Here is a 19,088-nt window from a genome sequence, read left to right on the forward strand (position 1 = left end):
TGACTGGTGGATTGATCCGCTGGTCCACTCGCTGACGCTTCGGGTTGGGATCGATTGGCTGATGCACCAACGAAGGCCGAGCGTCCAACGGTGTCAGCGATCAGCTGGCGTCGGTGTAGTAGCCAGGTTCGTCCTTGTTGTCGCCGTTGAAATCACCCACGATCGGTTGAGAATCCGCTGACTCTCGGGTCACGACAATGCGTTTGTCGTTGGCCGTCAGCTTGCGGTCCCCATCGCTGTCGATGATCCAGACATCGCCTCGAACCACACCGATTTCATCGATGCCGTCGCCGTCGAAGTCGCCCACGATCGGCTCGTCACCGGGACGACCAAAGTCGTGCGGTTTGGTTTTGCCAGTCCAGCGACCATCGGCATCGTCATCGAGCAACCACTGGCCGCCACGGAAAACACCGATTTGGTCGATGCCGTCGCCATTCCAGTCGCCGGCGATGGGTGTGTCGACTTGTTCGCCGTACTGGAAGACGTGGTCCACCGCATCGGCCAACAGTCCCCCGTCTTCGCCACGCATCAACATGCGTTGTTGATCTTCGTTGGCAGTGGTTTCACGGGGGACCAATTCCTCACGTGTCAGGCCACGTCGACGTGTGTTGGCTGGGTCGGGCAAACCGGGGTCGCGGCGGATCCGAGCCCAGTCGTTTTCCCAGCGTCGTCCGAAGATCCCGACATCGTCTTTGCCGTCGCCGTCCCAGTCACCCACCACGGGGCGATCGAGTTCCGTTCCGAGGCGAACCCAGAGGTCGCCGGCGTCCCATTTGCCGTTGCCGTTGAGGTCCACGAACCATTGTCCACCGATGAACAACACCGCTTCGTCAACACCATCGCCATCGAAGTCGCCGGTCAGCGCGGTGGCATCGGGGTGTCCCATTTGGATGTGAGAGCCCGAGTCGGGCTGTGAAGCCAGCGTCCGAACCGTGGGGGTTTGGATGTGCCAGAAACCCGCCATCAAATCGTTGCGGAGCAGCGAACTTGGCAGCTTGCCTTTTCGTTCGCTTCCTTCTTCGCCATCGCCATCGAGCTCGGTGCGGTAGTTGGCCGGACGAATCAGGTCGCCGTTGTCGGAGAACTCATCCGCCTGAACGATTCCCGAATCAGCACCGTCGCCGCGGGGGAAGCCACCATTGATCACGCTCAAGTGCCAACTGACCTGCCATTCATCGGCAAAGAAGAATTGCTGGCGGGGATCCTGGTGGATTCCAAATGCCATCGGTCGGATCGGGGTCTCGAACGTTTCGATGGGCACCCAGGGGCGACTGATCGGATCGGGGGTCGGGTATTCTTGAGGAGGAACGTCTGGCGGATCTTCGATGGCGATTTCGCTGAAGTTGTTGTCGGCACTGGTCTGGCCGGCACCCACGAACAATTGCAGGATCGCATCGAACTTGGGATCGGTGGATGAATCCGCCATCAGGTTTTGAACGGACGTTGGGAACGTCAATGTTCCTTCGCCGCTGTCGGACACAAAGTCAGCCACGTTGAGTGCCAAGCCGCCGAGTGTACCGGGCGTGTCCAACGAATCGATGAAGCCCGCGGGTTGGACTTGGTAAACCGAGTAAACCGTTTCAGGCCGCAAACCGCTGAAGACGTAGAAACCATTTTCGTCGGTGGTGACGCGAATGGTTTCCGTGCCATAGGTTCCCGCGAGGGCTCCGGTGGAGCTGTTGATGGGACTGCCCAACACATTCCGAAGTTCGAGTGTGACGCCGGGCAACCGAGTGTCGTCCTCGGTCAATTCGCCGTCACGGTATTCACGCAAGTCTTCCGGGCTGGGGGCTTCGCGAAGCACCAGGTTCTCGCCGTCTTGGAAGACGTACCCTGTGATCGTTGCGGGTGGCAATTCAGGGAAGTCATAGCCGATCGCGTTGATGCCACCAGGGATGGTGATCTCACCGATCACGTCGCTGCGAAGGATGCGGCCGCCGAAGTCGCCGACGATCTGACCCCCTTGGAAATAGCCATCGGGTTGCGACTCGTGAACCGAGTAGGTTCCCGGCGGCAACGAATCAAACGTGTAGCGACCTTGGTTGTCGGTCTGCGTTGTCGCGATGACTTGATCGGTCTCATCACGCAACTCGATGATCACGTTGGCCAGCGGAGTCTCGCCATCGTCGAAGACGCTGTTGCGAACCGTGTCGGCCCAGACCATGCCTGAGATCGTGCTGGGCAGAACTTCGCAGAAGTCGTAGTGGGTCAGCGACTCGCCCCAACCGACCGGGATCGTTGAGATCACATCGTCGACGCTGTCGTTGCCGCCTGCGCTGCCAGCCATTTGGCTGCCGTGGAAGTAGCCGTCCGGTTGCGTTTCGCGAACGGTGTAGGAACCGGCCTGCAAGTTTCCAAAGTGATACGATCCATCCGCAATCGTGGTGGTCGTGGTGACCAATTCACCGGCCGAGTTGAACAACTCGATCAACACGCCGCCCAGTCCCGGTTCGTCGTGGTCTTGGAAGCAGTCCGCGTCTTTGTCGACGTAAACAACACCCGACAACTCCGATGGCAATCGCTCGCAGAAGTCGTAATCGGTCAGCGTTTCTCCCCAGCCGATGTCGATGGTCGAGATCACGTCGGCCAGACTGTCATCGCCGCCGCCCGAGCCCGCCATCTGTCCACCGTGGAAGTAGCCTTCTGGTTGCGTTTCGCGAACGGTGTAGACGCCCGATTTCAAGTTGCCAAAGTGATATTCACCGTTGGCGTCGGTGGTCGTGCTGCCGACCAAGGCACCGTTCTCATCGAACAGTTCCACGATCACGCCCGCCAGCCCCATCTCGTCTGCATCGCGGAAGCAATCGGCGTCTTTGTCGACGTACACGATGCCGGACAACTCGGAGGGCAACAATTCGCAGAAGTTGTACTGCGTCAGGGTTTCGCCCCAGCCCATGTCGATGGTCGAGATCACATCGGCTTGGGAATCGTTGCCGCCGTGGCTGCCTGCTTTTTGGCCGCCATGGAAATACCCGCTGGGTTGAATTTCACGAACGGTGTAGAAACCGGCTGGCAGGAAGGTGAACCTGTACGAACCCGATGCATCGGTGAGCGTGGTCGCAATGACCTCGCCGGCTTCGTTGATCAACTCAACGCGAACGCCCGACAGGCCTTCTTCGCCTGAATCGCGGAAGCAATCGGCGTCACGATCGACGTACACGACCCCGGAAATTTCCGATGGTGGCCGCTCGCAGAAGTCGTAGTCCACGGCGACTTCGCCCGACGTCAAGGTGATCGAGCCAATTCGGCTGCCGTTTTCGCTGACGCCGCCTGCGGAACCCGGTTTGGCTCCGCCTTCGAAGTAGCCGTCGGGTTGCGTTTCGATGACGGTGTAGTTGCCGGGAATCAGATCGGTGAAGGTGTACCGACCGTCCGCGTCCGTTTGGGTCTGAGCGACTTGCTTGCCGCTGTCGTCGACCAAGGTGATGGTCACGCCTTCCAAGACCGGTTCGTCATCGTCCCGGAAGCAGTCTTCGTCGAAGTCAACGTGCACGCGTCCGCTGAGCGAAGCCAGTTGGCGTTCGCCGAAGTCATAGTTGACGCCGTGCAGACCCTGACGCAACGTGACGCTGACGAAACTGTCGGAATCCGACCCCAGCCCACCGACCGTGGTCCCGTCGATTTGCCCGACGGAGTCGATGCCGTCGATGTATCCCAGCGGTTGCGTTTCGATGATGCGGTAGGTGTCCGCTGCCAAGCCGCTGAATTTGTACTCGCCATTGGGCCCGGTGATGGTGGTGGCGACAACGTTTCCATCCGAACCGACCAGCACCAATTCGGTGCCGGGGATCGCTTCTTCGCCAGCGTCTCGATTTCCATCGTTGTCCCGGTCGTGATACACCTCGCCCGACAGCGTTCCCGGGGCGGCTTCGCAGAAGTTGTATTCGTGGCCTTCGCCGCCGGGAGGCAACGCGACGTTGGTGATGCGTCCACCATCGACGGAGCCACCAATGGGCACGAAGATGTTTGACGCGATCGTGCGAATCTCGCCGGGGTGCGATCCGCCGTCGAGCAACCCGTCGGGCGTGATTTCGACGATCTCGTAAACGCCTGTGCGAAGGTCATCGAAGAGGTAACTGCCATCGGCACCGGTCCGGGTGGTCGCGACCAATTTGCCTTGTTCGTCGAGCAACCGAACTTCGACGTTTTGCAGAGGCGTGCTGTCGCCGGCGTCGTGATCGCCATCGCAGTCTGCACCGGGCGCGGCCAAGTACACAAAGCCACCGATCGACCCCAGCGGGACTTCGCCGAAGTTGTATTCCACCCCGACATCGCCGCCACCAAGCACGATGTCGCGAATTTCGTCGCCGGGATTGATCGCCGAGCCGACCACTTGGCCGTCGATGGTACCGGCTGCGTCCTGGCCGTCTTCCAAATCCGCGGGCTGGTCGACTTCGACGATGCGGTAGCGACCTGGCATCAAGTTCGTGAATTGGTACGACCCGTCCGCTTTGGTTTTTGCTTCGAGCGGGTTCTGGGGCGCGATCGTGTCGACTGGGATCAACCGCACGGTGACGCCGCCCAGGCCCACTTCGCCAGCGTCTTTGGTGCCCGAGTCGTTGTCGTCTCGATAAACGAAACCACCGATGGAGGCTGGGATCGGGGTTTGCGTGGCGGTCCCGACCGCGGCCGCGGAGCGGTTGGGCCGACTGTCGATGTCGGTGCCTTCATCCGGTGGCAGATCCAAGCCGTATTCTTGGGCTGGGTCACCAAAGTCGTTCAGGAAGATCGCATCGGCTTCGGCGGCGTAGTAGTTCGGGGCTTCGAAGAGAGCTTCCAGGATCGAGTCTTGGAACTCTTGGCCGGACGTGATCACGTCGAGTCGACTGTTGAATTCCTCGAGGTCCGGGAGGTTGCGGAGCACTTCGTCCACGTCGATCGTGAACTCCAATCGATCGCCCGCACTGAAACCACGGAAGTTGAGCTTCAGGAATTGCCCCCCGTCGTCCACGCTCGCCGTGACATCGGCGGGAGTTCCATCGAGAGTTTCGATGTTCTGGACTGTGAATGGGTGCGCGCCATTCTTGCCGCGGCCGCCAACTTCGGTGTCAAAGATCGGGTCGCCAACCGAGATCCCGTCGCCGTCTTTGTCCGTGCGGATGATCAGTTCGGTCAGTTCGGTGCCGGGGGCTCCACCGGTGAATGAAAGCAGAAACCGGTCGCCTTTGGAATCGCTGCCGACGTCTTGATCGGATTCCAAGTAGTCGGTTTCGAGATAGACCAATCCCACATGGATCGGATCCGCCACCATCAAACGACGACTCTCCAGCGACTCGATGCGCATCTTCCGCCCAGTCGAAGCAGAAGTGTTGGGTGTTAGCAATCGTTCGAGACGTTTCCAGATCACGTTTGGTACCTCCTTGTACCGCACATTGATTTCAGTTGAACACGAGGGAGTTCAGGTCAGCTGAAGGAGTGGAAGGATGAGATGGGGTCGACGGCTTAGCGAGGTGTCGGTTCGCTGGCCGGGGACGACCCGTCGTTTCCGAGTGCAATCTTGCTGTCAGCGATCGCGTTCTGATTCAGGTCCCAGCGTCGCAATGTCGCATCGAATCCGCCGGAGAACACCATGCCATCGACCGCGGCGAGGGTTGCCACCGAGCCCACATGGCCTCTGAGTTGCCCGGAGACATACAGCGAGCGGCCGTCGTCTGCCAGGTCGACCAGATGAATCACGTCGTCGCTGCCGGCGGCGGCGATGCGGTGGCTGTCGACGATCGCCAACGAGAACAATCTTCCCGAGGTGATCGTTTGCTGGGACAGGACTTCTTTGGTCCGGGTGTCCCAACGCATGATCACGCCAGCTTCGTCAACGCTGACCAAGATGTCGGAGTTCGGCATGAACGCCAGATCCCGGACACGTCGTTGGTGCAGATGTTGATCTGCAATCAGTTTGCCGGTTTGCGGGTTGAACAAGTGCAAGTGACCATCGCGGCCAGCGATCGCCAGGGCTTCCCCATCGGCTCGGTAGGCACAACATCGCAAATCATTGCAATCGCAAAACAATCGCTCGCGGTTGCCGGCTTGGTTGGAGATCAGGAAAACCTCTTGGTCGAAACCGACCGCAACCATTTGATCCCCGGCGGGAGAAAAACTGACGCACGCCAGCGCGGGGGCGGAGCCGATTTCTTGCAGCACCGAAAAGTCTTCGTTGCGATCCCAGATGATCAGGCGACCATCGTTGCCTGCCGAAGCCAAGCGGCTGCCGGTGGCATCAAACGCGAGCGTGCGAATCATGTCGCTGTGCCCGATCGGGGAACTTGCCGAGCGATGCCCGTCGCCCAGGGTTCGAACGACTTGCAGCGTTTCCAGACGAAGCAAACGGATCACATGGTCGTCGCCGGCGACTGCCAACCATTCGCCACGCGGATCGATTGCGATCGAAGTCACCACGACTTGTTTCACACGTTCATCCACCGGTGGCAGTCGAACGACGCGAGCCTCCGGCAAATCATTGGCGGTGATCAATTGGATGGGGTCACCCACCACACCGACGCCATTGGCATCCGCCGGAGGGGCTGCCCAGGCATTCCAGGCCGGTGAAACCATGGATGTGGTAGCCAGGGCGACTAAAAGTTGACGCCGATTGATTGTGTTTCTCATTTCGTATGCCCCCGCATGACGAACCAGGGTGAGGCGACGCGTTCCTTGCGTACGCACTCCAATCGGAAGGATCGGCATGATCCGCCCAAGTCGTGAACCGAAATCTTCACGCAGCGTGTTTCGATTTCGGAATCACGTTGGGGGGGGGCCTGGATGTCCGCTCAGAGTAGAACGTTTGTCCCCCGATGTTTGCGTGATCGGTTGGTGTCGTCGAGCGGTTTGACGCGAACAATTGAAAGTGGACGCGGGTCCGATGAGGCTTGGCGTGGGCTGATATAAATGTGCTTCGTCGAGTATGAAGCAGGGCCGCAGGTGTCATCGGGTATGTGAGCCGTTGGCGTTAGCCGCGGTTTTCACGCACAACCGGGGCGAACGCCCAAACGGCTCACATGGTTGTGCTGGATCATTCCTGCCGACCTGCTTAGCCCCTCCGAGGCGAACGCTGACAACTCGGAGAGTTGTGCGACAATGTCGCTCGATTCTCCGAATCGTGAGCGCTCGGGTCCGATGAGGCTTGGCGTGGGCTGATGTAAATGTGCTTCGTCGAGTATGAAGCAGGGACGCAGGTCATCGGGTATGTGAGCCGTTGGCGTTAGCCACGGTTTTCACGCACAACCGGGGCGAACGCCCAAACGGCTCACATGGTTGTGCTGGATCATTCCTGCCGACCTGCTTAGCCCCTCCGAGCCGAACGCTGACAACTCGGAGAGTTGTGCGACAATGTCGCTCGATTCTCCGAATCGTGAGCGCAAATTGCGTTTCGCTTTGCCAGTCCGAAACAGCCCAAGCCTTCCAGTCGAAGTGATTTTCGTCAGCCCAGGCTTGGCGGTGGAAAGCTGCTCGACGGAACAGGGGAGGACAACGGTCCGATTCTGATGCTCCATTTCAATCGGCTGGGTCGAGGACCGTTTGGCCACCCGTCATCCGCAGATACGCCACCGCCAATGGCAGGCTCGCGATTGGAGCCGTGATCGCTTGGCCCACATAAAACAGCAGTGCCCCGACCGTGGAGAGCAGGAAGTAAAACGTGACCACCTTCAGGCTCACCTTTCGGTGCACCCACGACAAAGCAAAACTCTCTCGCAAGCTTTCCCTGAACGACGTTCTTCGATCCGCGATCAAGAACACGCTGGGCCAGAGAAGCCACTGCAGTGCGAAAATCAAAACAAAGTAGACGCAGCCCACCGAGAACGTGCCCACCAGCGTCGCTGTTTCACGCGGCAAGGGCAGCACCAACATGAACGCGATCATGGCGATCACGCCCAGCACCAACAACATCGCCATCACGACGGCAACGAACAGCATGAACAACGTCATGTGAAACAGCACGCTCGCGGGAACCGACAGCCTTCCGCGTGACGGTGTTTCATTCGAATCAGGCGCATACCGGATGGAGGGCGGATTGCTGCCACGACCGTAGCGACTCACGGCCAACGTCATCCTCGCCATCACCGAGGTGGTGTAGGCGGTGGTCAGAATGCCGACCCCAGCGACCATCCCCGATGCCAACAAAAACGTCAGCAGCTGAGCGGTGTCCTGTTGAGCCAAGGTCCAGAGCCGGCTCAGTTGTTGACACGGCCAAGCGACCAACACAAACCAAATCAGCGTGGTCAGGCAGGAGACACTGAGCAGCACTTTCCAGTTGCTGCGAAACAGCTGGAATGCGTCGAACAAGACGCTTTCGACCGACGCCTCGGTTGGCAGCAGCAGCGTGACCGCTCGTTGTCGGTTGGCAAACGAATGCGGGTCAGCGGGCGAGTTTTCGCGACAGGTCGAGAGCTCAATGGGCTGGGAGCAGGCAGCACAGACACCGCTGCTTGGGAAACCGTCGCCAGGTTCTTCGCCGCGTGAAACGATTGGAAATTCGAGCAACGCCACGCAATGGGGGCAGGTCACGCGCAAGGCTTGGTGGCTCATGAGAAAATCCCAGCCATCACGCGTTGGATTCGTCTGGTTTGGTCGCTTCGGTCTGGGGGGGCCCTGTTTCGGTTGACCCTGTTTCAATCGGGGCGGCGTCGGCCGTGTCGGATTCGACCAGCCAAGGGTTTTTCCAGTCGCCAAATTGCGTCATGTAATCGGCGCAGGCTTGGCAGGTCTCGCTTTCTTTTTCAATCCAATCACGCGTTTGTTGGACCAATTCAATTTCGCGTTCCAGTTCCAATTTGCCGGTCAACACCATGCATCGCAGAAACACAAAGTACGTGTCCAGCACGTCGCAGCGGCAATAATCGCTGATCTCTTTGAGGCCACCTGCGTCATAAGACGATTGGACTTGATCGCCACTGAGTCCCATTTTGCCGGGTTTGGCCAACGATTGGGCAGCCAAGTTGAGGCCGCCGTTGAAGCGAGAGGCTCCGAAATTGGTGAGCAGTTCCTGCAAATCCAGGTGGGCGTGCGTGCTGAACCGATTGCGGCGTGATTTGTAACCGCTGTCGTCGAACCACTTGGGAATCGAAATCCCATATCGAAACGCGGACAGTTCCATGATCGGAATGTCAAACGAACGTCCGTTGAAAGTCACCCACTGGGGCGTGTTGTACATCTCCCAGCCTTGCCAAAAGTACTTGGTGATCACATGCGGCCGGAACTCGGGTTCGTCCAATGATTTGATGTCCACCAACCGAAAGTCGGAGGTGACTTTCGCGACCACCACGGCAATCGGGATCTGGAACGTGTAGGGGATGAATGTCGACCCGGTTTGCTCCATTCGCTCCGCTTGGTATTTCTCGATCGCTTCGGCGGGGGACAAGTCTTCACCCGAGTAACGGACGCGGGAGATGAGATCGCCATCAGCGATGCTTTCGACATCAAAGATCAGGTGCGAGACTGAGTCACTCATGGTGCTTCCTTTTCAGCGTTTGCCCACGGCGGGATGGGCTGCGTTTGCCGTCGCCTCGGGACATTTTGACCGGTGCGAACAAACTACCACAGACGCCTGGGGATTGGGGGAATCGCGTTGAGGCCGACTCGTTCCGGTGGATGCGAATCACAGCACCAGGAAGGTGAAACCGGCGATCACCGCGGCTTCCGCCAACACGCCTTTCGCGAATTCATGCCGGGTGCGGTCGGTGTGCAGAGGCTCGACGGGACAGGGATAGGTTTGGCAAGTCTTGCAATCACCCGCTGAACGGACGCACTGACAGGGCGGCTCGCTGGCCATTCGATACGGCCAAATGGCGGTGTTCGAGAGAAACCAAAACGTCGAGACCGCGTTGGTGAGGCAACCGTGCCCGTCGCCACAACGTTCCAGGTTGCGTTCTTCAAAATGCAAAGGTTGGTGGGAGAAGCAAACCGCGTAGCGATCGTAAGTCGGGATCTCATGCCAGTCGCTCTCGATCACGTGCGCGGCCATGGGGGCGAGCAGTTCCGCGGCATGATTTTCCGGGAAGGAACCTGCGACGTCCGCCTGCACCACACGGATTTCGCGAACCGGTTTTTCCAAAGCGGCGAATCGCGACTGCAATCGTTCCGCGGCTCGAAGTTCAGGATCCGCTGCGGTGGGTTCTGCTGCGGTGGGTTGGTCGGTGAGTTGATACCTGGCCGGCAGAGCAGCGAGTGTGCTGGTTCGCTCGGCATCCAGCATCGTTCGCAGCGATGCCGGTTTCGTGGCGGGACGCGTCGACTCGGACGCTGGATTCAACGGGACCGGGTCGGATTGCTGCGCGTGCACGGTCGCTGAACTGACACACCAACACCCCATCAGCAGCAACGCGCATCGTCCTGCGAGGCCGATCCAGCGGGGGCGGCGATCTTCGGTGACGAGGAAGGCGGTCGATCGAGATCGAATCGAAAGTGCTTGGATGAAGTTCATGGGGTCGCTTCAATTTGCGTCCGGGTACCGGAGGGAACTTCCACCGGTCTCTCATGGTCTCAATCGGCGGAACCAATTCCTTTCCCCATTTCGATCGCACCAACCGCTAAATCAGTGGGAATCGTTGCAATCGGAACACCTTCACGCCGGGATCTGGGCGGTTTTTTCGACCCGAGCCAGTTCTTCAGTGGGGATGCGTGTTTTGAATGTTCCTGAAGCAAGCACGGATTAGAATGATTTCTCTCGAAAACATCGCGGCACGCGTTCTTCACTCGGTCATCAAAGCCTCCGGATTCATGCGCTCATTCCAGCCCAAATTGGCTCGCAATTGGAGGTCGCAGGCGGCGCGAATTTGGTCGCGTTCCAGGGCGAAATGGATCCACACGGACGCCAGCAAGACCAGCCGACCCGCTCGGTTGGTGCCCAGCATTCGTTCGCTTGAAAAACGGTTGGTTCTCAATGCGACCGCGGAGCTGACCGCACTGGGAGATCTCTTGGTCCAAGGGGACGCCGGGTTTGACACGATCGAATCGTCGCTCACCGCGGGGGGCGAGCTTCAATTCACCGATTCGGTGACCGGCATCATTCCGATCACGATCGGACACGACGCGTTCGGGAATCCAATTCGTGTGGATTCGATTGGCGTGGATTCGATCACCAGTGGCCGTGTTCAGGTGAATCTGGGCGGCGGCAACGATTCATTGCACCTGCGACTTCCCGATGGTTTGAACGCGACCGTTCGCGGCGGGCTCGGCAACGACACGGTGAATGTGGAAGTGCTTTCCCCATCGACGATCGGAAATGAGGTTGAAGTTTCCGGTGAGATGATTGCGATCAGTGGCAATGCGAAGACTTCGTTTGAGTTGTTGCCCGAGCTGGGAACGTCGGTCGTCAACATCACCGAACTGACCACCCAGGATGTGGGGCGAGTTGATTTGGGGGAGGCACCCATCACGGTCCATGACCGAGTCCAGTTGCTCGGACTGCAAGACGATTTGGTTTTGGAATCGTCTTTGACGACGCCTGTTCTGGAAGTGACCGGGCAAGGTGCTGTGCGTCAGTTGTCAACGAGCACCTTGGTGGTGGACGACTTGGATGTGACCGCGGACGCGGGCGTGACGCTGAACCAAACCAGCAATGAAATTTCCACCGTTCGAATTTTGACCACTGACTCAGACGTGCGGCTGGTCAGTCAATCCGATTTGATTGTGGAACAGATCAACGCGGGCGACGCACGAGTCGAGGTGTTTGCGAATTCGATCAACGACTCAGCGGACGACAACTTGGCTGATCTGATCGCGGATGAACTTCTCTTCGAAGCGAATGACGGCATCGGCAACGTGCGGGAACTGGAATTGCAATCGGTGACGCAGTTGGATGTCGATGCGGGTGATGGCAACGTTGATTTGGTTTGGTTGGCGGTGGATGAACCCGTGGTGGCACGCATTGAATTTGGAAGTGGCGATTTCCGCTTGGAACAATTCGGCGGGCTGGATCTGACACTTGAAAGCGTGATCGTTGACCAAGGATCGATCTGGGTTCGCAACGATGGCGACGTCATCATCAAGGACGTGGTGGCCGGGGATGGGTCTGTGGATGTGCATGCCGAGGGCGATTTGATCTTGGTGGATGACGATTCCATCGAGGATGGTCCCGATCGAAAGTTGGACCCTGAGGTCGTTGCACTGGGAACGGATGGCCGAGTGCGGTTGTCATCCGAGCAACGGATTGTTGCTTCGGACAACGTCCAAATTCAAGCCGCATCGATCGAAGCTGGCGCGGTGACATTGTCCGCACCGGTCATCGAACTGGGACAGCAATTTGAAATCAACACGGGAGATGGTGTCGGAATCGCCAGGCAATTCACGCCGCGTCCAGAGCTTGATCCTGAGGACCTCGTTCCCCCCAATCCTGATTTGCCGCCACGCCCGGCCGCTCCACCCGTCGCGCCCGAGCCAGGTGAATTGACCGAAGCGTTCTACCAGCATGATTCCATTCGGACGAACATCCTGTCGCAGTTTGACGTCAACGATGCCGAAGGGATTCTGTCGGTGAATGTGGGGACAGAAGGTGAAAACGGTTTGACTCTCCTGATTGATTGGGGAGCCGAATCGGATCGCTTTCAACGCGTCGAGAATTTGCCAGGTTCGTTTCAAACCACCAGCGTCAGTCACGTTTACATGGAAGACGACATTCTGAACTCAACGTTGAATGGACGTGGAAGTGCAACGGATCCGCTGAATGTTTTGTTTGCGGTTGAACACCATGAGTCGATCGTGTTGCTCGGCGAATCGATCTCGCAGCCCAACACGGACGGGTTTCTGGTGTCGATGGATGTTCCCGGAAGCGTGATCTCATCGACGGACAATCCACTGACCCAGACATCCAGCGGTCCCATTCTCGAATCAGGGGCGGCGTTCTTTGTGATCCCACGTGTGAATGTTCCGTTGGCGTTTTTGCCCATTCGGGACGTGATTCCAGAACCGGTTGACCCGGTGACCCCTGTTGCCATGACCACCACCACAACGCTGACCAGTGTGACGTTCGAAACCTCCGAGGCGTCGTCCAGTCCCGCGTCCATTCGCGATGAGTTCTTCCAGCTTCGTGCTCTTTCGCCCAATCCAGATGCGGCGGACTTGATCGAGCCCATCCGATTGCCCGATCGAACGCTGGAAGGCGATTCGCTGAATCGACTCTTTTCTCAGTTGCCCGATGGCGAGTATGAAATTCAGTACGTGGTTGATGAAGCTGATGAACGCACCATTCTGCAGGTTGAATTGAGAGATGGGCGTCCGATCCAGACCGGTGACGATCTGGAGGCCGGGACGTTGCGTTTGACGCCCCTGGATCTGGATGAATTGGATTCCGATCAACTCCCAACTGAGGAGCGTGATCGTGACGAATGACCGCGATTCCCAAGGCAAGCCAGGCAACAGCATGCCGGATGACGAAAACTTCACCGAGAACGATTTTGATTTGGATGAAACGGTCGAGGAAACCGAACCGGTTCAACGAAACGACCATCGCGGGCTCGGCGAAACCGTTGACCAGGTCGACTTGGACGCCACCTTGGAAGAAGCCGGGACGCTGCCGGCCGATCCAGTGGATGACCCCGATGCGACCGTCCCTGACTTGGACAAGACAGTCGATGAAACCAATTTGACGGTGGAAGATTCGGATCAAACGCTGGACGAAAATGATTTCACTGTCGTGGAGTCCGGAGCAACGATCTCAGATTCGGGCGCGCCCCATTCCGGTGTCAATGAAACCGTTGTGGAAGATTCCGACTTCGACCCTGATGCGACTTTGTTGGAATCGGAACAAACAGTTGCCGATGCCAACCTCACCCTGATCGATGAAACGATCACCGAAGGCAGTGCGACCGTCGATGAGACAGATGCGACCGCGGGAACGATCTTAGCGGACGAAGACATTGGCCAAACGATCAACCCTCGTGAATTGACATCCGAGGATGTGAGTTATTGGTCGAAGCTGTCCCAGGAATTCCATACGGGCGCGGCCACTGTGGCTTCGTTCAGCGAGATTGGGTCGGCGGTTGCTGGTTCTTCGCTGCCACTGCGCGGGCGTCAAGTCACGACGCCCCAAGAAAGCGAAACCGAAGCGTCGGATTACCGATTGGTTCGCCTGCTTGGCAAAGGCGGGATGGGCAATGTCTTCGTTGCTCGACAAGGTTCGCTGGATCGATTGATCGCGGTCAAGATCATCAAACCGCTGGAAGAAGACAAACGCGACGCGCTTCGCAAACAGGGGCGTTTGGAATCCACGGAGAACAGTCGACGCCAACAGTTTTTGACGGAAGCCGTGATCACCGGCGACTTGGATCACCCCAACATCGTTCCGATTCACGACGTTGCGGTGACCGGCGAGAACACGTTGTTCTACGCGATGAAACGTGTTGTCGGCACGCCGTGGAACAAGGTCATCGGCGAGAAATCGCGGGACGAAAATCTGGAGACCCTGATCAAGGTGGCTGATGCGATTGCGTTCGCTCACACCCGCGGGATCATCCACCGAGACATCAAACCCGAAAACGTGATGCTGGGGGATTTTGGTGTCGTGATGGTGATGGATTGGGGGATCGCGTTGGCGTTGCCGCAATTCGAAAAACTGAGTTCGATCACACCCGCGAAAGGACTGGGTGGCACGCCATCGTTCATGGCGCCTGAAATGGCGACGGGACCTCTGGAGGCGATTGGTCCGGCGGCGGATATCTATTTGCTTGGCGCGACGTTGTTCATGATCGTGACCGGCAAGGCGCCGCACCATGCCAAGAACGTTCGTGAGTGCCTGCGAGCGGTTGCGACGAACGAGATTCGTGACGTTGACCCTCGATACGAAGGCGAATTGCTCAACATCGCTCGCAAAGCGATGGCGACCCGCATCGAGGATCGCTACGCCAGCGTGATTGAATTCCAAGAGGCGATTCGGGAATATCGTTCTCATTCCGAAAGCATCTCGTTGGCGTCCAGAGCAGCGGACGATCTGAAAGAGGCGGAACAGACTCGTTCATACACGCTGTTTTCACGAGCGACGTTTGGATTTGAAGAAGCCCTGCACCTGTGGGATGGAAATCAAGCCGCGCGAGAAGGCATGGCTGGGGCGAGGTTGGCTCACGCCTCCGCAGCCCATGACAACAAGGACTTTGATCTTGGTTTGTCGCTGCTGAAGCCGGATGGCAATCTGCTGCATGAATCGCCCGAGCACGAAGCCATGGCGAGGAAGTTGGAACAAGCCATCCAGGACCGCAAGGTTCGTGAGTCACGGTTCAAGTTTCTAAAACGCGCCGTCGCCGCGATGCTGTTGTTCATCTTTGTCGGCGGTGCCTTCGCATTGGTGACGATCAATGCGAAAGAACAGGAGGCCCGACGCCAGGCTGGAATCGCCGAGCAGCAAACCCGGATCGCGAAAAAACAGGAACAGATCGCGCTGGACGAAAAGGAAATCGCCAACGAACAAAGGGACATTGCTGAGACGCAAAGGAAATTCGCGGTAAATCAGAAAGCGGCTGCGGAAAAACAGAAGGCACTCGCCGAAGAGCGGCGGAAAGATGCAGAAGAGCAACGGGAGATCGCGAAAAAGCAAACGAAGCTTGCGAAGGAGCGTTTGGTGGAAGCCAATGAAAACAGGGATCGAGCAGTTCGGGAGGAAAACAAAGCAAAGGCGAGCGAAAAAGCCGCTCAGATCGCTCAAGCCGAGGCGGAATACGAGTCGTATGTTTCTCAAATTGGGTTGGCCAAAGCCCGGGTGGATCGGAACGAGTTCTCCGATGCTCGGCGCATTCTTTCGGAATTGACGGATGGCTACCGCCAACGATTCCCCGAGGAGCCTTTGCCTTGGGAATTGCGATGGTTGTCGGCCACGGTTCACCAATCCAAGGCCGTTGTGTCGCTGCCGGTGATCGCGAATGAGTTGTCGTTGGCGGAAGTTCCAGTCGGCGGCACCCAGCGTGGTTTGATCACACAGGATGATGGGCGTCTGGCAACGTTCTCGATTGCGAGTGGCACGCGTCTTTCCAGCCTCGGTCATTCTCCCACTTCCAAGCTTCACCCTCCCGCTGGGAGGGTCGAGCGAAGCGAGGGGAGGGCCGCGTCTGAATCTCCATTGCTGATCGATGCGACTTGGGGCGATCCCAATGGCGGATCCATCACCACCGCCGCAATGAGTGGATCAGGCGAGCAAGTTGCGATTGGAATGCTGGGTGGACAAATCGAAATTTGGAACGGGGATCTATCCGAGCGAGCGTTGCGTTTGCCGAGGCACGATGGACCGGTGAGCGATCTCGAATTCGTGGATTCGAATACTCTGGTGTCCTCATCCACCGATCGCACGGTGCGGGTTTGGGATCTGAGTTCAAAGGAGGAAGCTGACGTTCCTGAATACAGCGAACACTGGCACGTCGGACCTGTCACGCAGGTTGCTGCGGTTCGCGATGGTGAAACGGTTTGGGTTTCGGCAGCAGTGAATGACTCCGCGCGTGGTCGGGTTGCGGTTTGGAACATGGGACGAGAGCAAGACGAAGCGACCTCCCGCGTCGGTCGTTTCATGCGGCATGATTCGGAGGTTTCCGCGGTGTCGGTTTGGATGGAAAATGCCTCCCCCGTGTTCGCAAGCGGCGACACCGATGGACATGTGATCGTTTGGGACCAGGACGATTTGGTTGATGCGGATCCGAGAAAGAGCATTCAGAGTGCGGTTCAGAATTTGGCCACATCGGGTGCTGCTGTGACCAACAGCAGCCAGGATGATCTGGCATCGCTGAGCGAAACCACACCGGTTCATCGTGGCGGGGTGCAAGCCATTCGCTACGACAGGACGCTCGATCGCTTGATCACCTCGGGCAAGGACTACGTGGTGCGGATTTGGAAGCGTGCGGACGCTCCCGGTGAAGCTGAACTTGGACCTTGGGCTCGCGAACGATCTTTGCGAGGCCACGGAGGAGCGGTGAAGTCAGCCGTGTTTGTTCCCGCGTCGGGTGGGGACGTGCTGTCTTTGGGCGACGACCAAACGCTTCGCTACTGGGACTCGGAAACCGGGCGGTTGGACAGTGGATCGGAAGAGGATCTCACGTCTGTTTCGGCGGCAGAGGAGCGTGATGTGGTATCGAGTGGTGGGAATGCGTTCGAAACGCCCGCCCATGATGATGAGATCTGGTCGGCTCGATTCAGTCCCGATGGAACCAAAGTGGTGACGTCCAGTCGAGATCACACCGCGCGCGTGTTGTCGATCGATCCGAGAACGTCCCGCTTCGACACGCGATGGGCAATTTCAGCGGAGCAACAAGAATCGTCTCCGGAAGACCGGGCAGCGGCAACCGAGGGCATTCTGGAAGAAGGCACCGCGTTTGGCGCGATGTCCATGCGAATGGACCCTGTGCATCGCCGGTTGTTCCTTGGCAACGCCGACGCGACGGTCCGCATTTGGGACATCGATCGCGGAACCGAACTCGGCAGCGTTCGCGGCACGGGGCTGAACGATGTGCTGGCGATTTCCAAAGACGGCAGTCTTCTCGCCACCGGTTCCAGTTCCACTGAATCCGATGTTTTGGTTTGGAAGTTGGATCCGTCAAAGCAAATCTCGCCGCGATTGTTGCATCGTTTCGATGGTCATGAAGAATCGGTTGCGGCGCTGGCGATCTCACCCGATAGCCGTTGGTTGTTCAGCGGAGATCGAGCGGGCCGAGGCCGAGTCTGGGATTTGCAGTCCGGTGAACCGGTTGGCGAACCGATCGACGATTTGCTTGGGTTCCGCATCAACACGGCGATCTTCTCAGGGGACTCGAACAGCGTGTGGATTGGATCGGACAATCAGTCACTGATGCGTTGGCAATGGTCCGATCGAACTTGGGCGGACCGCTATGACACCGCTGGCTTCGTCACGGAATTGGTCGTTTCCCCTGATGGACGGCAGGCGATCACCATCGATCAATCCAAGCGAACTGACCGGACCGTTTCCAATGTGACTTGGTGGGATCTTTCCAACGGCCAACAACAGCGATTGCTATCGGAAACGTTCTCACAGGATCAGACCAACGCATTTGGTGGTCGTCCCAACTTTGGGGGCGTGTCTTTCTCCACCGATGGCAGTTTGGCTCGTTTGATTGTGACTCCGTCGGGTGAGCGTTCCAGTCGCGTTGAAACGTGGGACGTGTCCGGCGAGATTGGATCGGCGAAGCGAGTGGCAGCGGTCGAGTTGCCAGAACGCATCGGCGAATGCACCGCGGTGGCGTCCTTGCAGGGGGATTGGTTCGTGACCATGCATGGCAACGCAGCGTTCCTTTGGGACGGGAGTTCCAACACTCATTTGACGAGCTATCGAGCTCACGGTGCGGTTACGCGAGCCACGTTTGCGGCCGGCGATCGCCGGGTGATCACGGCCAGTCGCAGTGTCAAGGTTTGGGACGCTGAGACGGGCAAGACGATTGGCAAATTGGAATCGCCTCACGAAGGGACGATTCGAGCCATCGCGGTTTCGCCGAAGCAGCCGTTCCGATTTGCCACCGGTGGCGACGATTCGCGTGTTCGTGTTTGGGACTTCGATGAAAACGCGGGGACATTCGAAGCCAGACGGCAATGGAGTGATCCCATGTTGCAGGGAGGAATCTCGTCCCTGGATTTCAATGCGGATGGATCGTGTCTGCTGGCGACAACGAACCAGGGCGCAGCGACGTTGATGCGGCTCGATGGTGACGCGAAGCTCAATCTGGTGGCGGACCCATCGCTCGGGAAGCTGAACGTTGGCCGTTTCTCAGACGATTCCAATTGGGTCGCGGTCGGTGGATCGGACAACATCGCGAGAATGTGGAATGTCGGGGATTGGTTGGCAGACCCGCAGGATGGAACCGGTGAAGCCGGACCTCCCATCCAATTGATTGGCCACGCTGAACCCATTTCAGATGTGGCGGTGCTCACCCATCCGCTTCGATTGTTCACTGCCAGCGAAGATCGTTCGGTGCGAGTCTGGGATCCGGTCGCCCAGGGAGCCCGGCACGACGAACAAGCCAAGTTCGGACGTGTGTTGCTGGAGCTGCGAGGTCACCAGGACGCCTTGTCTGCGTTGGATCTGACCGCCGAGGGTGACTTGATGATGACGGCATCGGAAGACGGAACAGTGCGTCTGTGGCCAGCCACGACGGGGGCGGATTGATCGTTGATGC

Annotated in this window: 7 protein-coding genes; 2 read left to right on the forward strand and 5 right to left on the reverse strand. The window is 58.2% G+C overall.

Translation table 11 applies throughout. The annotated features are described in order from the left end of the window. Positions 1-100: 100 nt before the first annotated feature. From PSR62_RS05015 to PSR62_RS05035, 5 genes are all read right to left on the reverse strand, one after another. The gene (locus PSR62_RS05015) at positions 101-5,284 is read right to left on the reverse strand and encodes an MSCRAMM family protein (protein WP_274408170.1); all 5,184 of its coding nucleotides are present in this window, start codon (positions 5,282-5,284) and stop codon (positions 101-103) included. 158 nt (positions 5,285-5,442) lie between these two features. After that, positions 5,443-6,681 (reverse strand): WD40 repeat domain-containing protein, encoded by a 1,239-nt coding sequence (locus tag PSR62_RS05020; RefSeq protein ID WP_443217362.1) that lies wholly within the window; start codon positions 6,679-6,681, stop codon positions 5,443-5,445. A gap of 807 nt (positions 6,682-7,488) precedes the next feature. Then, on the reverse strand, positions 7,489-8,520 hold the full coding sequence (locus tag PSR62_RS05025; protein ID WP_274406719.1) for a hypothetical protein: 1,032 nt from the start codon (positions 8,518-8,520) through the stop codon (positions 7,489-7,491). 16 nt (positions 8,521-8,536) lie between these two features. Continuing rightward, complete coding sequence (locus tag PSR62_RS05030; RefSeq protein ID WP_274406720.1) at positions 8,537-9,442, reverse strand: 3'-5' exonuclease; 906 nt, start codon at positions 9,440-9,442, stop codon at positions 8,537-8,539. 147 nt (positions 9,443-9,589) lie between these two features. Continuing rightward, on the reverse strand, positions 9,590-10,414 hold the full coding sequence (locus tag PSR62_RS05035; protein WP_274406721.1) for a hypothetical protein: 825 nt from the start codon (positions 10,412-10,414) through the stop codon (positions 9,590-9,592). Positions 10,415-10,647: 233 nt separating this feature from the next. Here PSR62_RS05035 and PSR62_RS05040 point away from each other — a divergent pair, with 233 nt between their 5' ends. Next, the gene (locus PSR62_RS05040; RefSeq protein WP_274406722.1) at positions 10,648-13,320 is read left to right on the forward strand and encodes a hypothetical protein; all 2,673 of its coding nucleotides are present in this window, start codon (positions 10,648-10,650) and stop codon (positions 13,318-13,320) included. Between the two features lie 31 nt (positions 13,321-13,351). Then, on the forward strand, positions 13,352-19,078 hold the full coding sequence (locus tag PSR62_RS05045; protein WP_338020170.1) for a WD40 repeat domain-containing serine/threonine protein kinase: 5,727 nt from the start codon (positions 13,352-13,354) through the stop codon (positions 19,076-19,078). Positions 19,079-19,088 lie beyond the last annotated feature (10 nt).

Source organism: Rhodopirellula sp. P2 (assembly GCF_028768465.1).
Classification (GTDB): Bacteria; Planctomycetota; Planctomycetia; order Pirellulales; family Pirellulaceae; genus Rhodopirellula.

What these genes read in the sequence shown, in the direction of transcription:
- PSR62_RS05015 (WP_274408170.1), bottom strand. Translation starts at nt 5,284, where the DNA reads ATGCGCATCGAGTCGCTGGAGAGTCGTCGTTTGATGGTGGCGGATCCG.
- PSR62_RS05020 (WP_443217362.1), bottom strand. Translation starts at nt 6,681, where the DNA reads ATGCCGATCCTTCCGATTGGAGTGCGTACGCAAGGAACGCGTCGCCTC.
- PSR62_RS05025 (WP_274406719.1), bottom strand. Translation starts at nt 8,520, where the DNA reads ATGAGCCACCAAGCCTTGCGCGTGACCTGCCCCCATTGCGTGGCGTTG.
- PSR62_RS05030 (WP_274406720.1), bottom strand. Translation starts at nt 9,442, where the DNA reads ATGAGTGACTCAGTCTCGCACCTGATCTTTGATGTCGAAAGCATCGCT.
- PSR62_RS05035 (WP_274406721.1), bottom strand. Translation starts at nt 10,414, where the DNA reads ATGAACTTCATCCAAGCACTTTCGATTCGATCTCGATCGACCGCCTTC.
- PSR62_RS05040 (WP_274406722.1), top strand. Translation starts at nt 10,648, where the DNA reads ATGATTTCTCTCGAAAACATCGCGGCACGCGTTCTTCACTCGGTCATC.
- PSR62_RS05045 (WP_338020170.1), top strand. Translation starts at nt 13,352, where the DNA reads ATGCCGGATGACGAAAACTTCACCGAGAACGATTTTGATTTGGATGAA.